This is a genomic window from Sporosarcina koreensis (assembly GCF_042655825.1).
GTDB classification, from domain to species: Bacteria; Bacillota; Bacilli; order Bacillales_A; family Planococcaceae; genus Sporosarcina; species Sporosarcina koreensis.
This window is the reverse complement of record NZ_JBHSNP010000011.1, coordinates 631933-652610: the sequence shown is the minus strand read 5'-3', so window position 1 is coordinate 652610 and position 20678 is coordinate 631933. Positions and strand designations below refer to the sequence as shown.

General features: G+C 44.2%; 24 protein-coding genes and 4 pseudogenes. 26 read left to right on the top strand and 2 right to left on the bottom strand.

Going from position 1 to position 20678, the window contains the following annotated elements; genetic code table 11:
• Positions 1-18: 18 nt before the first annotated feature.
• Entirely contained in the window at positions 19-1365 is a 1347-nt protein-coding gene (gene gcvPA / locus ACFPTP_RS09900; protein ID WP_381444140.1) for an aminomethyl-transferring glycine dehydrogenase subunit GcvPA, read from the top strand.
• The gene (gene gcvPB / locus ACFPTP_RS09895) at positions 1358-2836 is read left to right on the top strand and encodes an aminomethyl-transferring glycine dehydrogenase subunit GcvPB (RefSeq protein WP_381444138.1); all 1479 of its coding nucleotides are present in this window, start codon (positions 1358-1360) and stop codon (positions 2834-2836) included. The genes gcvPA and gcvPB overlap by 8 nt, the downstream gene beginning before the upstream one ends.
• A gap of 60 nt (positions 2837-2896) precedes the next feature.
• Here the strand turns inward: gcvPB and ACFPTP_RS09890 are convergent, their stop codons facing one another.
• Positions 2897-3274, bottom strand: coding sequence for a rhodanese-like domain-containing protein (locus ACFPTP_RS09890; protein WP_381444136.1), 378 nt, complete (start codon positions 3272-3274; stop codon positions 2897-2899).
• Positions 3275-3380: 106 nt separating this feature from the next.
• On the opposite strand from ACFPTP_RS09890, the gene ACFPTP_RS09885 reads away from it, so the two are divergent.
• From ACFPTP_RS09885 to ACFPTP_RS09845, 9 genes and pseudogenes are all read left to right on the top strand, one after another.
• Positions 3381-4217, top strand: coding sequence for a lipoate--protein ligase family protein (locus ACFPTP_RS09885; protein ID WP_381444133.1), 837 nt, complete (start codon positions 3381-3383; stop codon positions 4215-4217).
• A 169-nt stretch (positions 4218-4386) separates the two neighbouring features.
• Positions 4387-5208: pseudogene (locus tag ACFPTP_RS09880) on the top strand (ribonucleotide reductase N-terminal alpha domain-containing protein); the annotation flags it as partial.
• A gap of 84 nt (positions 5209-5292) precedes the next feature.
• Complete coding sequence (locus tag ACFPTP_RS09875; RefSeq protein ID WP_381444128.1) at positions 5293-5832, top strand: hypothetical protein; 540 nt, start codon at positions 5293-5295, stop codon at positions 5830-5832.
• Between the two features lie 51 nt (positions 5833-5883).
• A complete protein-coding gene (locus ACFPTP_RS09870; RefSeq protein WP_381444125.1) occupies positions 5884-6075 on the top strand; it encodes an HNH endonuclease in 192 nt (63 codons plus the stop codon).
• Between the two features lie 291 nt (positions 6076-6366).
• Positions 6367-6987, top strand: a pseudogene (locus tag ACFPTP_RS09865) (vitamin B12-dependent ribonucleotide reductase); the annotation flags it as partial.
• A 253-nt stretch (positions 6988-7240) separates the two neighbouring features.
• A pseudogene (locus tag ACFPTP_RS09860) lies at positions 7241-7762 on the top strand (vitamin B12-dependent ribonucleotide reductase); the annotation flags it as partial.
• Between the two features lie 268 nt (positions 7763-8030).
• Positions 8031-8633 (top strand): annotated as a pseudogene (locus tag ACFPTP_RS09855) (vitamin B12-dependent ribonucleotide reductase); the annotation flags it as partial.
• Between the two features lie 207 nt (positions 8634-8840).
• The gene (locus ACFPTP_RS09850) at positions 8841-9275 is read left to right on the top strand and encodes an SMI1/KNR4 family protein (protein WP_381444122.1); all 435 of its coding nucleotides are present in this window, start codon (positions 8841-8843) and stop codon (positions 9273-9275) included.
• Positions 9276-9318: 43 nt separating this feature from the next.
• Entirely contained in the window at positions 9319-9951 is a 633-nt protein-coding gene (locus tag ACFPTP_RS09845) for a hypothetical protein (RefSeq protein WP_381444118.1), read from the top strand.
• 293 nt (positions 9952-10244) lie between these two features.
• Here the strand turns inward: ACFPTP_RS09845 and ACFPTP_RS09840 are convergent, their stop codons facing one another.
• The gene (locus ACFPTP_RS09840) at positions 10245-11231 is read right to left on the bottom strand and encodes a DUF1385 domain-containing protein (protein ID WP_381444115.1); all 987 of its coding nucleotides are present in this window, start codon (positions 11229-11231) and stop codon (positions 10245-10247) included.
• A 171-nt stretch (positions 11232-11402) separates the two neighbouring features.
• Here ACFPTP_RS09840 and ACFPTP_RS09835 point away from each other — a divergent pair, with 171 nt between their 5' ends.
• The 15 genes from ACFPTP_RS09835 to folD all read left to right on the top strand — a co-directional run bounded on the left by ACFPTP_RS09835 (position 11403) and on the right by folD (position 20667).
• A complete protein-coding gene (locus ACFPTP_RS09835; RefSeq protein ID WP_381444113.1) occupies positions 11403-11831 on the top strand; it encodes a hypothetical protein in 429 nt (142 codons plus the stop codon).
• Positions 11832-11893: 62 nt separating this feature from the next.
• Entirely contained in the window at positions 11894-12340 is a 447-nt protein-coding gene (gene aroQ / locus ACFPTP_RS09830) for a type II 3-dehydroquinate dehydratase (protein WP_381444242.1), read from the top strand.
• Complete coding sequence (locus ACFPTP_RS09825) at positions 12337-13395, top strand: M24 family metallopeptidase (protein ID WP_381444111.1); 1059 nt, start codon at positions 12337-12339, stop codon at positions 13393-13395. The genes aroQ and ACFPTP_RS09825 overlap by 4 nt, the downstream gene beginning before the upstream one ends.
• A 22-nt stretch (positions 13396-13417) precedes the next feature.
• Entirely contained in the window at positions 13418-13975 is a 558-nt protein-coding gene (efp, locus tag ACFPTP_RS09820) for an elongation factor P (RefSeq protein ID WP_381444109.1), read from the top strand.
• A 138-nt stretch (positions 13976-14113) separates the two neighbouring features.
• The gene (locus ACFPTP_RS09815; protein WP_060209461.1) at positions 14114-14323 is read left to right on the top strand and encodes a SpoIIIAC/SpoIIIAD family protein; all 210 of its coding nucleotides are present in this window, start codon (positions 14114-14116) and stop codon (positions 14321-14323) included.
• On the top strand, positions 14302-14700 hold the full coding sequence (locus ACFPTP_RS09810) for a SpoIIIAC/SpoIIIAD family protein (RefSeq protein WP_381444106.1): 399 nt from the start codon (positions 14302-14304) through the stop codon (positions 14698-14700). Before ACFPTP_RS09815 ends, ACFPTP_RS09810 begins: the two co-directional genes overlap by 22 nt.
• A 15-nt stretch (positions 14701-14715) precedes the next feature.
• Positions 14716-15615 carry a stage III sporulation protein AE gene (locus tag ACFPTP_RS09805; protein WP_381444104.1) on the top strand — a complete coding sequence of 300 codons (900 nt, stop codon included), beginning with the start codon at positions 14716-14718 and terminating at the stop codon, positions 15613-15615.
• 8 nt (positions 15616-15623) lie between these two features.
• On the top strand, positions 15624-15800 hold the full coding sequence (locus ACFPTP_RS09800) for a hypothetical protein (RefSeq protein ID WP_381444102.1): 177 nt from the start codon (positions 15624-15626) through the stop codon (positions 15798-15800).
• Between the two features lie 67 nt (positions 15801-15867).
• Positions 15868-16290, top strand: coding sequence for a hypothetical protein (locus ACFPTP_RS09795; protein WP_381444099.1), 423 nt, complete (start codon positions 15868-15870; stop codon positions 16288-16290).
• The gene (locus ACFPTP_RS09790) at positions 16277-16816 is read left to right on the top strand and encodes a SpoIIIAH-like family protein (RefSeq protein WP_381444097.1); all 540 of its coding nucleotides are present in this window, start codon (positions 16277-16279) and stop codon (positions 16814-16816) included. The genes ACFPTP_RS09795 and ACFPTP_RS09790 overlap by 14 nt, the downstream gene beginning before the upstream one ends.
• 141 nt (positions 16817-16957) lie before the next feature.
• The gene (accB, locus tag ACFPTP_RS09785; RefSeq protein WP_381444094.1) at positions 16958-17476 is read left to right on the top strand and encodes an acetyl-CoA carboxylase biotin carboxyl carrier protein; all 519 of its coding nucleotides are present in this window, start codon (positions 16958-16960) and stop codon (positions 17474-17476) included.
• A 14-nt stretch (positions 17477-17490) separates the two neighbouring features.
• Entirely contained in the window at positions 17491-18837 is a 1347-nt protein-coding gene (accC, locus tag ACFPTP_RS09780) for an acetyl-CoA carboxylase biotin carboxylase subunit (RefSeq protein WP_381444092.1), read from the top strand.
• A 37-nt stretch (positions 18838-18874) separates the two neighbouring features.
• Entirely contained in the window at positions 18875-19276 is a 402-nt protein-coding gene (locus ACFPTP_RS09775) for an Asp23/Gls24 family envelope stress response protein (RefSeq protein ID WP_381444088.1), read from the top strand.
• Positions 19277-19389: 113 nt separating this feature from the next.
• On the top strand, positions 19390-19770 hold the full coding sequence (gene nusB / locus ACFPTP_RS09770; RefSeq protein ID WP_381444084.1) for a transcription antitermination factor NusB: 381 nt from the start codon (positions 19390-19392) through the stop codon (positions 19768-19770).
• A 24-nt stretch (positions 19771-19794) separates the two neighbouring features.
• Positions 19795-20667, top strand: a complete 873-nt coding sequence (gene folD / locus ACFPTP_RS09765) for a bifunctional methylenetetrahydrofolate dehydrogenase/methenyltetrahydrofolate cyclohydrolase FolD (protein WP_381444081.1) — start codon at positions 19795-19797, stop codon at positions 20665-20667.
• Positions 20668-20678: the final 11 nt, after the last annotated feature.

Here is a 20678-nt window from a genome sequence, read left to right as displayed (position 1 = left end):
AAGAGGAGACATGTTGATATGAAGCATCGTTATATTCCTATGACGGAGACGGATCGGGAAGAAATGCTATCGGCAATCGGAATTGCAACGGTTGATGAGCTTTTTGAAGATATTCCGGAAAAAGTCCGTTTTAAAGGTGAATTGAATATTAAACCAGCGAAATCGGAGTCCGCTTTGACGAAGGAGCTTGCTCAGCTAGCAGCGAAAAACGCGGATGCGCGCACATATGCATCTTTCTTAGGAGCAGGTGTGTACGATCACTATAAGCCGATCATCGTCGATCATGTCATTTCGCGCTCTGAATTCTATACAGCTTATACACCGTATCAGCCGGAAATTTCCCAAGGTGAATTGCAGGCTATCTTTGAATTCCAAACGATGATCTGTGAATTGACGGGAATGGACATTGCCAACTCATCGATGTATGACGGCGGTACTTCTCTAGCAGAAGCAGGGACGATGGCGGCAGGTCATACACGCCGCACAAAAATCCTCGTTTCCGAAACGGTACATCCTGAAGCGCGTGACGTAGTGGCGTCTTATGCGGCAGGTCAATTTATCGATGTTGTAACAATCCCTCATAAAGATGGTGTGACGGATTTGGCTTCGCTTGAGGAGTTGTTCGATGATAATACAGCGGCAGTTCTTGTCCAATACCCGAACTTCTTCGGACAAGTGGAAGACCTTCAAAAAATCGGGGATATCGCTCATGACAAAGGCGGCTTGCTAGTCGTATCGGCGAACCCGCTTGCTCTAGGTGTATTGACACCGCCAGGCAAATTGGGCGCAGATATCACTGTGGGAGATGCGCAACCGTTCGGCATTTCCGAACAATTCGGCGGACCGCATTGCGGATACTTTGCAACTACGAAAAAGCTGATGAGGAAAATGCCGGGAAGATTGGTAGGGGAAACTACTGACGGCGAAGGCAGACGCGGATACGTACTGACGCTTCAAGCTCGTGAACAACATATCCGACGCGACAAAGCGACATCCAATATTTGTTCGAACCAAGCATTGAATGCCCTTGCAGCTTCGGTTGCGATGACAGCGTTAGGAAAAGCGGGTACGAAGGAAATTGCATACCAAAACATAGCCAAAACAGCATATGCGAAAAGCGTGTTTGAGAAAGCTGGATTCGAAGTGAAATACGGCGGAGCTCATTTCAATGAAATTGTAGTAGCACTTAAGAAACCGGTGAAAGAAGTGAATGCCAAGCTTCTTGAAAAAGGATTCATTGGCGGATACGATCTTGGATTGACGTACCCTGAACTTTCCAACCATGTTTTGATTGCCGTGACTGAACAGCGTACGAAAGAAGAAATCGATGCACTTGTGCAGGAAATGGAGGCCCTTCATGCATAAAGATAACCAACCGCTCATTTTTGAAATTACAAAGGCAGGCCGCATCGGCTACAGCTTGCCTGAGCTAGACGTTCCTGAAATTGATCTTTCAAGCCATTTGCCGGAAGGTCTTCTCAGAAATGAATCTCCTGAGCTTCCTGAAGTTTCCGAGCTGGATATTATGCGCCATTATACAGCATTATCCAATCGAAACCATGGAGTTGACACAGGCTTTTATCCACTTGGATCCTGTACGATGAAGTATAATCCGAAAATTAATGAAGCAGTGGCAAGATTCCCTGGATTTGCAAACATCCATCCGTTGCAGGATGAATCAACTGTCCAAGGTGCAATGGAAATGATGTATGACCTGCAGGAACACCTTGAAGAAATCACGGGAATGGATGAAGTGACGCTTCAACCGGCTGCAGGTGCACACGGAGAATGGACTGCCCTTATGATGATCCGTGCATTCCATGAAGCGAACGGGGAGTCTCACCGTACGAAAGTACTCGTGCCGGATTCCGCGCACGGTACAAACCCTGCTTCCGCTACAGTTGCAGGCTTTGATACCGTTACAGTTAAATCCAATGAATTCGGTCTTGTCGATATCGAAGACTTAAAATCGAAGGTCGGTCCGGATACGGCGGCTCTTATGTTGACAAATCCGAATACATTAGGTCTTTTTGAAGAAGACATCCTTGAAATGGCTGGAATCGTTCACGGTGTAGGCGGAAAATTATATTATGACGGTGCAAACTTGAATGCCGTCATGGCAAAAGCGCGTCCAGGGGACATGGGCTTTGATGCGGTCCACTTGAATTTGCATAAGACATTTACAGGCCCTCACGGCGGCGGCGGCCCAGGATCAGGTCCTGTCGGGGTAACGAAGGAATTGGCTCCGTTCTTGCCGAAACCGATCCTTGTCAAAGAGGATGACCGCTATACATTCGAATATAACGTTCCTCAATCAATCGGGCGCGTCAAGCCTTTCTACGGCAACTTCGGCATCTATTTGCGCGCATACACATATATCCGTTCAATGGGTCCGGATGGCTTGAAAGCTGTCACGGAGAACGCGGTGTTGAATGCGAACTATATGATGCGCAGACTCGAGCCTTATTTCGACCTGCCTTACACGCAGCACTGTAAGCATGAGTTCGTATTATCAGGCCGTCGTCAGAAGAAATTGGGCGTACGGACGCTGGATATGGCGAAACGCCTGCTCGACTTCGGATTCCATCCGCCTACGATCTATTTCCCTCTGAATGTTGAAGAGGCGATCATGATCGAGCCGACGGAAACGGAATCGAAGGAGACGCTTGATTCCTTCATCGATACGATGATCCAAATCGCGAAGGAAGCAGAGGAGAATCCTGAAATCGTTCAGGAAGCGCCTCATACGACGGTAATCAACCGTCTTGATGAGACGAAGGCGGCTCGTCAACCTGTGTTGAGGTATACAAAGGAAGAAGAGCTTGTGAATGCTTGATAGAGAATAAAGAAAGGAGAGGCCCTTTAACCGGGTCTCTCCTTTATCTATTACAGCTAATTATTTACTTTTCACTTTGCCTGTCCAAGTGCGGAATCCACCTTGCAATTGATAGAGCTGGCTATAGTCCCGTTTCTTCAAAAACAAAGCGGCTCGTGAGCTTTTACCGCCATTCTGATCATAAAGATAGACCGGCTTGTCCGGACGGATCTCTTTGAAGCGCTGACGGAACTGTGAATATGGGATGTTGCGGGCACCTAAAATATGTCCCGCCTCGAATTCCTTCGGTTCACGCACATCGATCAATTGCGCTTTTCGGTATCCTTCGATGAATTGCTCCTGCGTTAAATTTGTAACTGCTTTTTTGACACGAAACATCATAATGACGAAATACAAAATGATGGCGAGTATAACTGCTCCAAGAATATAATAATCCACAACCACTTTTCCCCTTTCTTTCTATAGTTCCATTATAAAGAATGAGTAGCGCTTGTTCAATGGGAATGATAAAATGATATGCATTGCGGGTAAGGGGGTAGATGAATTGGGGAAGACGGTTTGGAGTTTTATCAATTCAGGAAAATGTTCTCCATCATACAATATGGCGCTGGATGAAGCTCTTTTGGAATGGCATAGCAGAGGCGAGATCGGTCCTGTGCTGCGTTTTTATGAGTGGGATCCGGCAACCTTGTCGATCGGGTATTTTCAAAGCGTTGAAAAGGAAATCGATATGGATGCGGTCGAGAAGCACGGTCTCGGATTCGTGCGTCGCCCTACAGGCGGCAGAGGAGTCCTGCATGAACATGAACTTACATATAGCGTCATCGTTACAGAAGAATATCCCGGAATGCCGGAAACTGTTACAGAGGCTTATCGGGTCATCTCCGGTGGTCTGTTAGAAGGCTTCCGAAATCTCGGTCTGCATGCGGAGTTTTCTGTACCTGTATCGAAGGAACAAAGCGAAGGGCTGAAAAAGCCGAAAAGCGCTGTTTGTTTCGATGCACCTAGCTGGTATGAACTCGTCGTTGAAGGGAAGAAGGTGGCGGGAAGTGCCCAAACCCGGCAGAAAGGTGTAATTTTACAGCACGGAGCTATTCTATTAAGTTTGGACGAGGACAAGCTCGTCTCGTTATTCAAGTTCCCATCAGAAGAAATTCGGCAACGGATGCGCGATGCCCTACCGGAAAAAGCGGTCGCCATCGATCGACTGACCGATCGTGAAATTTCTGTGGATGAATGTATAGAAGCTTTCGCGAAAGGCTTCCAAACAGCTTTGGATATTGTTCTTCAGCCGATGGAACTTACAGAAGAGCAACTGCTGTATGTCGAAGAAATAGAACAAAGGAAATATGCGAACAAAGACTGGACGTTTAAAAAATAAGACTGGCTCTTTCGGATCATTTTTTATGATGAACCGCATAATATCAACTTTTTGATTTTTAGATTCGGAATCTTATTATTGCGGCAGGTTTCAATATGTAGTAGATTAGGGAATAGATTAAACACAACATGTTGTGTTTATAAAAATATACCAGAGGGAGGATGCGTTAATGGTACTTGTTTCAAAGCATCAGGAACCAATTCTGGATAAGGCGCGGTTGAATGAGGATATTGTCGAATTCCCGCAAGTGCATCCAATTACAGAAGATATGAAAATCGAACACAGCGGTGTTTCAAGGCTCGTCATGATTGACAGGTATTCTTTCAAAGATACTGAAAAGAAAACACTGAAAGTCGGTGATTTCGTCGTTTTGACAGTCAAGGAGGATCCGAAGTTCCCGGCAAGGGGGCTGGGGTTCATCACAGCGCTTGATGAAAAGAATCGAACAGCGGATATTTGGATTGAAAAAGAATATCGCAGTGCGATCGACAACCCTGAAAATCAGGAAACAGGCATCATTACAAGGCCGATCGATGTGATCGAAAAGCCGCTTGAAGTGTTCTACGAACAGATTGCAAAACGGAATGCAACAGGGCTTGCTTCTGTTGAAAAGACGGAAGAGCAGCGAAAGAAATCATTTGATCAGTTTTATGGACAACTCTCCAAGATGAATTTCATTCCAGCGGGCCGTGTCTTGTACGGGGCTGGATCTGATACAGAAGTGACATTTTTCAACTGTTACGTCATGCCGTTCGTGGCTGATTCCCGCGAAGGCATCTCCGATCACCGTAAACAAGTGATGGAAATCATGAGCCGTGGCGGCGGTGTCGGAACGAACGGTTCCACATTACGACCGCGCAACACATTAGCTAGAGGCGTCAACGGAAAATCATCCGGTTCGGTCTCATGGCTTGATGACATTGCGAAATTGACACATCTTGTCGAACAAGGTGGATCGAGACGCGGAGCTCAGATGATTATGCTAGCGGATTAAAAATATTGATAATGTTCTTGCTTCCAATTAATATACAAAACCTCTATAATAGAAACAAATGTTCTATTGGAGGCGTTGTGTATGAGACTTACACAAGAGTATCTTTATCAACGTTATGTAGTAGAAGGAGCAACAGTTAATCAAATATCTTTGGAGACTCAATTAACAAAAGATCAAATTAGAGGCAGACTTAGAAGATATGGGATACGTAAAAAACCAATAAAGCTCACATCTGAACCATATGACGATCGGGACTGGTTATACAATCAATACATGATGCTCGAAAAGGGATACACAGTTATCGCCAATGAACTTGGTGTTAGCTATATCACTATTTTAAGTCGCATCATACATTTTGGTTTGCCAGTAAGAGGTCATAGTGATATTGACAAAGGCGAGCCACGAAGAGGGAAAAAACATAGCGAGGAATCCTTGGAGAAAATTCGTCAATCACGTCAAAAGAAAAGAGTTTTGTCAAAGTGTACCTATTGTCAAATGGAAATAGAATTGGTTTTATCTTCTTTTAAAAAATCCCAAAACAACTTCTGCGATCAAGTTTGCTTTAAAAAGTATCTTGTAGAAAATCGAGTTATCCCAGATAGAATTACTGACTCTGCCTAATATAAAAGCTGGAGATTAAAAGTTTATAAAAGAGATGGATATAGGTGTAAAATGCCGGGGTGTTATTCTCAGTCAAGAGATATTGCGGCGCACCACATTTACCCAAAGAAAAAATATCCAGAAATCCAGTTTGATACTGCAAACGGAATTACCTTGTGTAAGCCATGTCACGAAGAAACTTACGGAAGAGAAGAACAGTTTGTAACAATGCTAGTCCGCGTCGTCCAGACAATGGATGACTAGAAAATCGGGTGAATTGCGAAGAACTCCTTAGAGGCCATTAAGCTACAACGTGATCGGAAACGATGGGCGTGAATGCTTAAAAATTAATGGCATTGGACAATCCGCAGCCAAGCACCGTATAAGGTGAAGGTTCAACGACTATCGAAAACATTCACATTGAATGTAAGTAGAGTAGGGAAGTACAGTTCTTCCCGAAGCGCCCGACCCCTAACAGATAAAGCTGAGGGTGATGATATAGTCTACTCCGTCTGCTTCTTGCAGAGAAATATCCTGAAAAGGACGGTATTTAGGTGGCACCCTGACATTTGCGAATTCATCATTTCAAAAATGCAAAATCCAAGGATACTGCGTTATCTTCTAGAAAACACAGAAGACGAAATGATTAAGAAGCTCGCAAATGAAAAACTGAAATTCAAACCGCTCACTGCACAAGAGGAAGCAATGTACCAAGGAATTCTCAACTATCGCAGCATCCCTGGTATGGGCGGTTTCAACGAAGCGATCTTGAAAGATGCTGAAACGAAACTACGTGACGGTGGAACATATTCCGTACACAATCCAGAGTTCCTCACTGGAGCAAATATTTCCGTAACGCTGACAGATGATTTCATGAAAGCAGTCGAGCAAGATGCGGTTTATGAGCTTCGTTTCCCTGCAGTCGAGAAATATTCTCCAGAAGAAATGGCTGCTTATAATGAGGAGTGGCATAAAGTCGGAGATGTTCGTGAATGGGAACGTCTTGGCTATGAAATCCGTGTTTACCGGACGATCAAAGCACGCGCACTATGGGATCTCATTAATATTTGTGCAACGTACTCTGCAGAGCCAGGCATCTTCTTTATTGACAATGCGAATAACGAAACGAACGCTAAAGCTTACGGCCAGCAAGTCGTAGCTACAAACCCGTGTGGTGGACTTCGCCTCACGTTAAAAATTGCGGGATGAAGCGGGGAAGCTGAGAATGCCAATCCGAACCGAAGGCTGAAGGTAAAGCTTCAGTCAGGGGCAACGCATACCTGGTGATCCTGCTTACACGATGTTAAGCAGACTATAACCCAGGCACGAGACCGCAAGGCTGTTTTATACAGTCAAAATGTATGCTGAACTTACAGGAAAATGAACTGTAAGAACTGAAGGATAAAAAGCCTTCAGGATAACAAAATTGGAACAACCATTAGCACCATATTCGGTTTGTAACCTTGCTGCTGTAAACCTTGCTGAATTTGCTGATAAAGAAACAAAAACAGTGAACTACGATAAATTGAAAGAAACAGTCCGTGTCGGAGTCCGCATGCAGGACAACGTCATCGACGCGACACCTTATTTCCTTGAGGAAAATAAAGTACAAGCCCTCGGTGAACGCCGTGTAGGACTTGGCGTCATGGGACTTGCCGACCTTCTGATCTACTGTGAAAAAGAATATGGCTCAGAAGAAGGAAACGAGCTTGTAGACAAAGTGTTCGAAACGATTGCGACAACGGCTTACCGCGAATCGATCGAGCTCGCGAAAGAGAAGGGAAGCTTCCCATTCCTTATCGGCAAAACTGACGAGGAGACAAAAATGCTTCGTGAAGCATTCATCAACACAGGTTTCATGAAGAAGATGCCGGAAGATATCCGTGAAGCTATCTTGGAACACGGTATCAGAAACTCACATCTACTAACTGTTGCTCCGACGGGTAAATGAATTGCCCCCGTTGCAAGTAATTGCAACGTGCAAATTGGGCTATATGCGGGAAACTCTGAGTATCCTTTTGTACCTGTACTTCGCCAGTACGATAAGGTAAAAATCAAAAGGTGCAGACAATCCGCAGGGAAGTCATGGCTGACCCCTCAACGACTAAACGCCTAACAACCGATTTCTTTTGGTTGATGATATAGTCTGACCCATATGGCGACATATGGAGTGGGTACTAATAATCCCACCCTCCTTGATATGGAGAGTAACAAAAGTGAGTACTGGAACAATGGTTGGAGTTTCTACTGGACTTGAACCTTATTTCTCCTTTACGTATTACCGCAGTGGACGTCTCGGGAAATTCATCGAGGTAAAAGCGGGTATCGTTGAGGAATACTTGCAAAATAATCCGGAAGCTGATCCGGACAACCTTCCTGAATGGTTCATTTCATCAATGAGCTTTGCACCGGAAGCACATGCAGACGTACAATGCATCATCCAGCGCTGGATTGACAGCTCGATTTCTAAAACAGTAAACGCACCTCGCGGCTACACAGTCGAGCAGGTGGAAAGCGTCTACGAGCGTCTGTATAAAGGCGGAGCGAAAGGCGGCACTGTGTATGTCGATGGTAGCCGTGACTCGCAAGTGCTTACACTGAAAGCTGAAGAGAACGAGATGGACTCTGATTATGTAGAAGAGACTGTGGAGCAACGAAAAGTCGTTCTCGTGAATACGATCCAGGACTTGCGCTCAACCAACGTCACAATCGGTTCAGAAGTCGGCGATACATGCCCAGTATGTAGACAGGGTACTGTTGAAGAAATGGGCGGTTGCAACACATGCACGAACTGTAATGCCCAGTTGAAATGTGGTCTATAATCAAAAACTGACGGTCCGTCTGTAATATATCAAAGGTGAGGAAAAACATTTGTTTTTCTTCACCTTTTTTCTGTTTTCAGATTATTTATAAAAAGATTGTGTGAATTAGTGGTATAATAATTTTCAAAAGAATTCATTGATATTCCACAAATAGAATAATTTCAGATAAATTGGAATACTACTTGCCGTAAAGGATGTGCTATATGAATGTGGAAGGATTATATTAGCGCAATATCAAAAGAATATTCATTCAAACAACCAGCATCTAACAGAGAAATCACTCAAATTAATGAGGTACTTAGCGTCGAATTACCCAAAAAGTTATTAGAATTATTTAGTGAAACAAATGGAGTGTTTGATAGTTTCAACTTCCCTTTAATATGGTCAACTTCACAAATAGTAAAGGATAATTCGTTTTTCAGGAATTTCAAAGACTACAAGGATATTTACATGCCATTTGATCACTTGCTATTTTTTTCGGATAACGGCTGTGGAGATCTATTTGGATACAGAATCTTAAATGGTAGTATTCAAACTGAGGATATTTATGTATGGAATCACGAAGATGATAGCAGAATGTGGGTTGCTTCTTCTTTAGAGTTGTTTATTAAAGGTTTGATCACCGGTGAAATTACTACGTAAGAATAAGGTGCTTGGTTAACAAAAAGACCTTGGGGGAGCTGAAATGGACACAACAAAGGGCAAGTTTGTATTATTCTTCTGGGCAGTCCTACTTTTCTTGTTTTACTTTAAGATCTTTGCTTTTGTATGGGATCGGTGGATTTACGAGAGCATTATACCAGACTTGTTCGGAATCCTTGGTATCATTTTGATCGTCATTCCAGCTGCATTTTTGACTGCAAGGTTACTTGTGCTAAAAATACCGATGCCGTTTCACATGATCGGAATCATCGGTGTCGTGCTGTTGTTTTCGTGGAATGTATATGACGACCATAGGGAAAAGGGGTTGGACGAATTATTTATTTACCAGGCTTCAAATTACAATGCGCTGGTATTCATGTTCCCCGATTGGCGAACGGAAGAGATGGAACCTGTTGAGGAGTTAATGGAATTTCTTAGCCAGTATCGAGTAAAAAAGATGAGTGATTCTGAATGGGACGCTGAGTGGGATAGGAATGTTACAGGGGAAAAAGGATTTAGTTTCATGATTTATTCAAATGACAAGGGGACAGGTGCCTCCATTTATAAGAACAGGCTGATGTCTTATAATAATCCTTCATATTACAAAGTTCTTAATGGGCCAATCGATATGAAGTGGGTCGAGATGTTCAAGGAAAAACACATGAGCGGACAGTAAGCCATACGTTCAGGTGGTTCTGAAGAGCTTTCAGGCGGTATCGTTGTTGCATTAGGCGGTTAAGACGGATTATCAGGCGCTTCAAGCGCGCACGAGATGTTATACTCAAGTTTTAAAATGAAATTGCTCGAGTTGGCGGGTATTTTGCTCGATTTCCAGCAGATTTTGCTCGAGTTTGACATAGTTATGGCGCAATCTCCGACATTTATGCTAATCTCGTTACTTGAGACCCGTCAAATCACAATAAAAAGGCTGCCCAGAAAGTCGTTTCGACTTTCTTGGACAGCCTCTTTTTAATAATTTGCAGGAACTGTCGAATCTTGTACCTTAGTGTCAGTCGACTTCAAAATATCGACGTTTTCAATTCCTTGCTCTTCAATTTCAAGCAGCTTATTGAACGAAGCAATCGCCACTTCCACCTGTTTATCTTCTGGTTCCTTCGTTGTCAGCAATTGCAGCCATAACCCCGGATAACCCAAATACTTTAAAACAGGGATATTACGAAGGCTGTTCGTAAACTGTAACACTTCAAAAGAAATGCCGATGACAACGGGAATCAATAGAATCCGGTTAACAATCCTCAACCAAAGCGGATCTGTCGGAACTAGGAAGTAGATGAACATCCCTACAATGACCGTAAAGAGCAAGAAGCTGCTTCCGCATCGGTAATGCAGGCGGGACTGCGCTTGAACATTTTCAACGGTAAGCGGAAGCCCGTTTTCAAAAGCGTTGATCACTTTATGCTCGGCTCCATGATATTTGAAAACACGTTTAATCAACGGCGTCATGGAAATGAGGGAAATGTACAACAGTAATAATGTAAGTTTGAAAAAGCTCTCCAGCAAGATCTGTGCCGTCTTTCCGGGGGCGATGAAATCTAGCATTTGCGCCAAAAAGACAGGCACAAGCGTAAATGCAAACTTGCCGAACAAGAATGAAAGAACGCCGACAGCTGCGACACCGATGACCATGGCCAGCTTGGAAGTTTCTTCGCCATTCTCTTGCACTTCCTCACCTGGCATCACATCATAACGGTCATTCGCAAACGTCAAGTGCCGGGATCCGATACCTGCCGATTCGATTAAAGCGACAATTCCACGCACAAAAGGTATCTTTTTCAATTTCATGGAAAAAGGCTTCTGCTCTTTTGGAACATAGAAATAATCGAGGGAATCGTCTTTGCGCCGGATGGCTGTCACAGTATGGTTTCTGCTGCCGAACATAACGCCTTCGATGAGCGCCTGCCCACCGTATGTCGGCGGTTGCTGTTTTTTAGTCATGGGTACCCAACACCTTCTCTTATCAAATGAAAAAATTTAAAATATGATTTACTCAATAACATTATAACAAATAACTTATCTTAATATTGTACAAAAAATTAGTTGTCGACTCCACCATAAAGGTTTAAAAAATACCCTATCTCCCGACACTTATTGTAAGGAGGGGTAGAAGTGTTTAATAAAACTATGCTTTGGACGACACTCGTCGCAACTTTATTCACATTGGGAGCTCTAAAGTTCCTGCATTTTTTCAATTTCATTAACTGGTCGCCTGTCGGTTGGGGCAAAAGATGGCTATTATTCGGATCCTCTAATGACGGATGGAAATGGGCAGTCCTATTCATCATCCTCTTTATTGTTTTTGGTCTATTCTATGGGCTGTCGAGCGCCACGGCGAATATCCCGCCGGCGGTTACTGCTATCGTCGTCAGCATTATTGTGGCTGTTGCAATCGAATGGATCATCTATTCGCCACATACCTTTACGGAAGGTGTCAAGAAATTGTCCATTCCCTTCTTTTCAATCATCGCCATCGTCAGCAGATTCATCACTGGGACCGCAGTTTATATGAAGAAACTTTCGATAGACGACTATAAATAGGTTGCGCCATTGGAACGATATGATAAAATGGGGAAGAAAATGGTGAGGGGAATGGTGTGGCTGTGAGACTGCTTGTTCTGAATGGACCGAATTTGAATCGTCTAGGCAAAAGGGAACCTGGAATCTATGGCGCAGAAACGTTATCGGATGTTGAAGACCATCTACACGCTATTGCTAAAGAGGAGCTCGTTGACATTTCTTTTTACCAGTCGAATGTAGAGGGCGCATTGATCGATAAAATCCATGAAGCCGATGATACAGGCTGTGACGGTATCATTTTCAATCCCGGAGCTTATACACACACAAGTGTTGCATTACGGGATGCAATCGCTTCCGTCGATGTTCCGGTCATAGAAGTTCATATTTCGAATATACATAGTCGGGAACCGTTCAGACAAACTTCAATGCTCGCGCCGGTGTGCATCGGACAATTGTCCGGTTTTGGCACAGGCGGTTATGAGCTTGCACTCCGGGCTTTCCTTCTCCGCAGAAAAGGGGTTAAGCTATGAAACTGGCAAAATTGAGGGAAGCATTGAAAGAACACGGATTGGATGCATTATTGGTGACGAATCCATATAACAGACGTTATCTGACCGGATTTACAGGAAGTGCAGGGGTAGCTGTTGTTTCAGCTGAGGATGCAGTATTCATCACCGATTTCCGCTATACGGAACAGGCTGCAGAGCAAGTGAAAGGCTTTCGCATCGTCAAGCATGAAAAAACGATCATTGAAGAAGTCGCAAACCAAGTGGAACAGATGAAAATAAAAACATTAGGCTTCGAAAAAGATAATGTTTCATTTGGCACGTACGAATTATATAATGACAAAGTGGATGCGGAACTGAAGGCGGTATCCGGCATCGTCGAAAAGCTGCGTATGGTGAAGTCAGCTGATGAAATCGAAGTTCTGAAACAAGCTGCGAAAATAGCGGATGATGCATTTGCGCATATTTGCACTTTCATCAAACCGGGCGTTACGGAGCTTGAAGTATCCAACGAACTCGAAATGTTCATGAGAAAACAAGGAGCGACTTCCTCTTCTTTCGATATAATTGTAGCTTCAGGGGAACGCGGCGCATTGCCGCATGGTGTCGCTTCAGACAAAGTGATCCAAACCGGTGAGATGGTCACATTGGATTTCGGGGCACTCTACAATGGATATATTTCGGACATCACCCGTACAGTCGCGGTAGGTGAACCTTCCGAAAAAATGAGAGAGATTTACGAAGTGACACTTGCAGCACAAGAACTGGCTTTAGAAAAGATCAAACCGGGTATGACTGGAATAGAAGCAGATGCAATTGCCCGTGACTACATCAAATCTAAAGGATATGGGGAAGCTTTCGGACACTCGACTGGCCATGGAATCGGCTTGGAAGTGCATGAGGGGCCTGGATTATCATTCCGTTCTGAAACGGTTCTTGAACCGAATATGGCTGTCACTGTTGAACCGGGCATCTATTTGCCTGGAATCGGCGGTGTCCGCATCGAGGATGATATACTGATCACGGAAGACGGCAATGTCCGTTTGACGCATTCACCAAAAGAATTAATCATCCTATAACGAACACAATGGAGGAAAAAGCATGATTTCTGTAAACGAATTTAAAACAGGGCTTACAATTGAATTTGAAGGGGACATCTGGCGCATCATCGATTTCCAACACGTAAAGCCAGGAAAAGGTGCAGCATTCGTCCGTTCAAAACTACGTAATCTGCGCACAGGAAATGTGAATGAAAAGACATTCCGTGCAGGTGAGAAAGTTGAAAAAGCGCAAATTGACAACCGTCGTATGCAATACTTATATGCAAACGGCGATGATCATGTATTCATGGACAACGAATCTTACGAGCAGATCGAGTTGCCTTCAGCACAAATCGAAGAGGAACTGAACTATTTGAGAGAAAATATGGAAATCCATATCGTTTCCTTCAAAGGCGAAATCCTCGGTGTGGAACTGCCTGTTACTGTCACTCTCGAAGTGACTGAAACTGAGCCGGGCATCAAAGGCGATACGGCAAGCGGCGGTTCGAAGCCGGCTACATTGGAAACTGGCCTCGTCGTCCAAGTTCCATTCTTCGTCAACGTTGGCGACAAATTGATCATCAACACAGAAGAAGGCGAATACGTTTCTAGAGCATAATGTGTTAATGAACACTCCGAACCTCCAAATGGGGGAACGGGGTGTTTTTTTGTGTGTTGAAAATCCTTTTTTCTCATAATAACTCCATCATATTTCCCCTGACCCTTTCATAAGTTGTTCATGAAGGGGGACCCCGAATTGGAATTGAATGATTTATTGCGAATTGCCGGAATTGGGCTGGTCATCGGCTTTCTACATGTCTTTTTTGAACAGACCGGTAAGAAGGAGTTCTCGTTTTTCCTTTTCTTTGTAGCCTACATTTACATTGCCGCCGAAATGCTCCGTTTCCTTAGAATTTTCTTTTCGGAAATTGCCGAGTTCTTTCAATGGCTTTCCTTGGCATTTTAATGGTTACGCTTTTCCAACTGGTCGTCATCTACCTCCTTCTGCTAATTGTGTCCTTCGCTTCCAAGAGCTTGCAGCCCATCATTTACGCAGCTATCTTCATCTTCTTTCTGTCGTATGTCGGTATGACAATCATCATACCATTTGGAAAAACCTTCATTCATCTGTTCGAACCGTTGCCGGGATCCTATGCGAAGCTTTTGATCGGAAGCGTCTTTTTGTTTTATTTCTCCGAATTGATTGCAAAGCACGTTTCCGAAGCAGGGTATGAATCCATTGCAACGGTTGCTCATTTGGCTATTAAAATTGCAATACTATCGCTCTGGCTCCCACAGCTGTCAATGCTGCTCGACACGCTCTCCAAATTTATCATTAAATGATCGGATGAAGAATCCATGATGCCTATGCTAGAATCCGTAATCGGGACAGTCCTCTCCAGTTTCATTATTGTCATCATTTCAACTTTCATGGCGTTGGTGCTCGATTTCCTTTTTCCTTCATTCAGCAGGTGGACGAGAACCTTCCTGTTTTTCATCGTTCTTACAGTCGTCCTTTACCCTGCCTATGAGCATCTGCAAATGATACGATCCATCACACAAACGGTTGCAACAATGTTCATTTCGATTTATCCGTTATTGACGGCTAGCATCATAGCCTCCGGCGGCTCCTTCAGCATGCTTAACTTTCAGCCTGCCATGCTGTTGTTTGCAAACGGTGCTGTTATTCTATCGGACAAGATTCTCATTCCCATGTTGTCTGCAGCGATGCTGTTCGACATAGTTTCAAGATTCCATCCAGCAGTTCCATTTACGAAGATGGCAGATTTGCTCAGGGGGACACTGATCGGCCTAGTTTCCGCCCTCGTTGCTGCCTATTCCATCTTCATCACTGCAGGCGGTACGATTTCGTGGGCTTTGACGGGTGTAACGAGTGAACCGATTAAAAAGTTGATCAGTCAAAATATTCCTCTCGTCGGCTCTTTTATGACTGATAGTTTAGGTGCAATCGGACGTTATTCATCAGGCGCGAGTGTTTTTATCGGGGCATGGCTCATCATCACAATATGGTCGGTAGCCCTTTTGCCAACGTTAAAGACGCTGTTGACAGGTTTTTTATATCGGTGGACAGCCGCACTTATCGAACCATTCGCAGATGAAGACATAACAGGCATACTCGATGATATCGGAAAGACGTTATTCGTACTTTGCGCAGTCTCTTTCCTCGTTGCTTTCGCTTTCATCTATACTGCCCTGTTTACGGTCATCCTCGTCAAATTGATAACTGCGGTGAAATGAGGGCTGGTATGGCTGGTATGCTAGAGTTTTTGACAGGCGTGTTGTTCATCACTGTCCTGTCCTCCGTAATATTATTATTGCTGCCTGATGACAAGGAGGAGGAATTGCTGCCGCTCGTAAAAATTGCGATGGGAATTTGGATCATTCATTCCATCACGAGATTTTTTGGTCATAGCCTCTTCTGAACAAGCATAATATGCATCATAGATAACACGAACCATATCCGTCTTGAAGGGATGAAATGGTGATCATATGCAAAAACCAAAACGAAAAATTCATATGCTCTTCATTGGGACGCTGCTCGCGATCTTCATCATTTTCATCAATTCGACGATTGGTTCGATGGGAGGGGAGAAAGGGAAAGGGGAGGAGAGCCGGGACGAAGCTCAACTTGAACAAGCATTGATGAAGATAGAAGGGGTTGGGGAAGTGTACATCCACTTCCATTACGAACAAAAAGAAGAACCAAGCCCATTATCCGGATATTTTTCGGGCACCGGGTCTTCATCGGTAAAAAAGAATCCGCTCCAAGGGGTTTTAGTTATTGCAGAAGGGGCGGACAATCCTAGAACAAAAAAAGAATTGACTCGAATCTTGTCGACGGTTCTTCAATTGCCTGAACATCGGATAGTCGTCGAAGAAATGAAAAGGGGGATACATGTTGAAAGCGAATAAACGTACAGTATGGTTCTTGACTTTACTAAGTCTTGTTGCGGTCATCTCAATCTACTATTTGAAAAAGGAAACACCGATGTCCTTAGATGGAATGGCGATTTTCGGTGATAACGATGCAGTGACCGTTTCAAAACCGGGGAATGAAGGCGAAACGAAAACCGTCTATGCAGACTCGATGCTTTTTGAGGAAATGAGAATGCAAGTCCTAAATGAAAGAAGTTCTTTGAAGGATCAATTGCTTACTAAAGTGCAATCTCCTGATACAACAGCGGAAGAAAAAAGCGCGGCATATGATGAAATGGCAGAACTCACCAAACGCACATCTGCTGAAGACTTGATGGAAACGCAATTAAAGGCGCTAGGCTATCCGGATGCGTTCGTCCGTAAAGATAACGGAAAAGTGAGCGTGTCTGTAATTTCGGAAGACGGCGGCCATTCCACAAAAATGGCGGCGGAAATTACGCAATATATTTTAACAAGCTGGGAAGATGCACGTACTGTCCAAGTCGACTTTATGGAAAAATGATTAAATGAGGCCCTAAATGGGTCTTTTTCTTTTTATTTTGCCGTATTTCACAGCAAATACAGTATATCTATTTCAATATGCATGAAAAACGTCTAAAATAGGGAGGAGGTTCGTAAATAAAAAAGAGTCAGGAGAATTGTCATGTTGAAAATTCAAGAAATCCGTGAAATCATTAAATTAATCGATCAATCATCAATTGAAAAATTTACATTCGAATCAGAAGGAACAAAAATCAAGCTTGAAAAAGCAAACGGCGTTCAACACCCCGTACAAGTTGAGCAAAAGAAAGAGGAACCCGTTCAGCATGTTCAGCCTGCTGTCCAAGAAACGAAGAAAGAACAGCCTGAGCAAGAAGCACCAGCGAAGCAAGAGAGCCAAGAGCCTTCTGCAAGTACTTCAGCTGCAGAAAACGATCCATCTTTGCATAAAATCACATCGCCTATGGTCGGCACATTCTACAAGTCTTCATCGCCAGATGCAGATCCTTATGTGCAAAAAGGCGACTCCGTAAAATCGGATTCAATCGTTTGCATTGTTGAAGCAATGAAGCTCTTCAATGAAATCGAAGCGGAAGTTTCCGGAGAAATCGTGGAGATCCTAGTGGAAGACGGTCAATTGGTCGAATATGGACAGCCTCTCTTCCTTGTCAAACAGAAGTGAGGGGGAATGCAAAAATGAAAAAAGTATTAATAGCAAACCGGGGTGAAATTGCGGTAAGAATCATCCGTGCATGCAAGGAATTGGATATTCAAACGGTTGCCGTTTATTCGGAAGCGGACCGGGAAGCACTTCATGTAGAGCTTGCCGATGAAGCGTACTGCATCGGACCGAAACTTTCAAAAGACAGCTACTTGAATTTTTCCAATATCATCAGCATCGCCAAATTGACCGGGTGTGACGGTATTCATCCGGGTTATGGTTTCCTCGCAGAAAATGCAAGCTTCGCAGAACTTTGTGAAGAAGTGAATATTGAATTCATCGGACCTACTGCCGACGCGATTTCCAGAATGGGAACAAAAGACGTAGCAAGAGAAACGATGAAGCAAGCGGGCGTTCCAATTGTCCCAGGATCAGATGGAATTGTCGCGGATGAAATCGAAGGCTTGAAAGTCGCGAAGGAGATCGGTTTTCCGGTCATTATCAAAGCGACAGCCGGCGGTGGCGGTAAAGGAATCCGGGTTGCCAGAAATGAAGAAGAACTCGCCAAAGGCATCAAGATCACGCAAAAGGAAGCTGCCGCAGCATTCGGCAATCCTGGTGTGTATCTTGAAAAGTTTATCGAAGAGTTCAGGCACGTTGAAGTGCAAGTCCTTGCAGATAAGCATGGCAATACGATCCACTTGGGGGAACGCGATTGTTCCATTCAAAGAAGGATGCAAAAGCTCGTAGAGGAAGCTCCTTCTCCTGCCCTTACTCCGAAACTGCGCGAAAGAATGGGTGAAGCGGCAGTTAAAGCCGCCGAAGCTGTCAACTATCGGGGGGCCGGGACTGTCGAGTTCATTTTCGATCATATTAACAATGAATTTTACTTCATGGAAATGAATACACGAATCCAGGTTGAACATCCAGTAACCGAGATGATCACCGGTATCGATCTCATTCAGCAACAACTGAAAGTCGCAGCAGGCGAAAAGCTTGCTTACCGTCAAAAGGATATTAAGATCAACGGATGGGCGATCGAGTGCCGCATCAATGCAGAAAACCCCGCAAAGAACTTCATGCCGTCTCCCGGGAAAGTGACAATGTATATGCCACCGGGCGGATTCGGGGTCAGGGTCGATTCGGCGATGTATACGGGATACTCGATTCCACCGTTCTATGATTCCATGGTTGCGAAACTAATCGTCCATGCAGATACACGCGAGGAAGCTGTAGCAAGAATGAAGCGTGCACTCGATGAATTCATTATTGAAGGGGTCGATACGACGATTCCTTTCCATCTGAATTTGATGGACCATGAAGTGTTCAAGTCAGGCGATTTTGATACGAAGTTCCTTGAGAAATATACAGTCATGAAGTAAGTCAGAGTAAATGCATATGAGAGGGAGGAGAAGTGGAATGGCTGATAAGGCAAATCCTTCATTCGCAGGAAAGAGTTCAAAAGGTGACGAGGTTCTAGGCCGCGTTCAATTGGCTCCTGAAGTGCTTGAAGTCATCATCGGCATTGCAACGAACGAAGTCGACGGCGTCGCAACGACGAAAGGCAACTTTGCAACTGGTGTTGCGGAGAAGTTCGGCAAGGTGTTCCATGGAAAAGGGGTCAAGACGGATTGGACTGGTGATAAACTCGTCATCGATGTCTATTGTGTCGTCCAATATGGCCACTCGATACCCACTGTAGCGACAGAGATCCAAAGGCAGATCCGTCACGCTGTCTATAACATGACTTCGCTTGAGACCGAAGAAATAAATGTTCATATAACCGGCATCGATTTCGATACGAATGCGGAATCTGAATGATCTGAAAAGCATCGTCCATTGGATGGTGCTTTTCAACTTGTCCTGCTATATCTTCGACACCTGAATATGCTATGATAAAGCCCAAGAGACACAGTAGTGGAGGAGACAAACGAATGAAACGAAGAGAAGCACGTGAAAAGGCGGTTCAAACGCTTTTTCAATTGGATAATACGGAAATGTCGATTGAGGAAGCGATTCCCTATATAATGGAACGGCCGATTGATCCTTTTTACGAGTCACTCGTAAAAGGGACGACTGAACATCGGGACGAAGTGGATGAAGCACTTGCAAGTAAACTTGAAAAATGGTCGCTTGACAGATTGCCGAAAATCGAAAGAACGATCCTGAGATTGGCAGTCTATGAGCTGTTGTATCACGAAGATGTACCCCATAAAGTCATTTTGAACGAAGCTGTTGAGCTATGTAAAGAATTCGGAGATGAAAAATCGGGCCGCTTTGTCAATGGCGTCCTTTCGAAATTCGAAGAAAAATAAAACTGTAATGCGGAGGAAAATCGGATGACAGCAAAAATAATAGATGGTGTGGCAATCGGCAAAGAACTCAGAGGCGAAATCAAAGAAGGGGTTAGCATTCTGGAAGCTTCCGGATGCAAACCGGGTCTTGCAGTCATTCTTGTTGGGGAAGATCCCGCATCACAAACATATGTGAAGAATAAAGAAAAATCCAGTGTGGAAGCGGGCATGAAATCAGAGTTGATCAGATTGCCGGCGACTGTGACCGAAAAAGAATTATTGTCTCATGTAGATCAATTGAATAAAGACGAGACCATCCATGGTATTTTAGTCCAACTACCTTTGCCGAAACATATCAATGAAGATCTTGTCATTCAAGCAATCGATCCTCGCAAGGACGTAGACGGTTTCCATCCTCAAAGTGTCGGAAAGATGATGATCGGACAAGAAACGTTCCTCCCTTGCACCCCACATGGAATTATGGAAATGCTGAATCGTACAGGCGTTGAAATCGCAGGTAAACATGCTGTTATCATCGGAAGAAGTAACATCGTCGGAAAACCGATGGGTCAATTGCTGCTCCAAAAAGATGCTACAGTAACGTATTGCCACTCAAGAACGAAGGACCTTCCATCGTTCACGAAGCAGGCAGATATCCTGATTGTTGCCATTGGCCGTGCGAAATTCGTGACGGACGAACATATAAAGGACGGTGCAATTGTCATTGACGTCGGAATGAACCGGGATGAAAATGGCAAATTATGTGGAGACGTCGATTTTGAGAAGGCGAAGACAGTTGCTTCCGCAATTACACCTGTTCCAGGCGGTGTCGGCCCGATGACCATTACGATGCTGCTCAAGAATACATTGCAAAGCGCTGAGATGGCTTGCAAGAAAGGCGATCTCCAAGCTGAATAAAAGAAGGACGA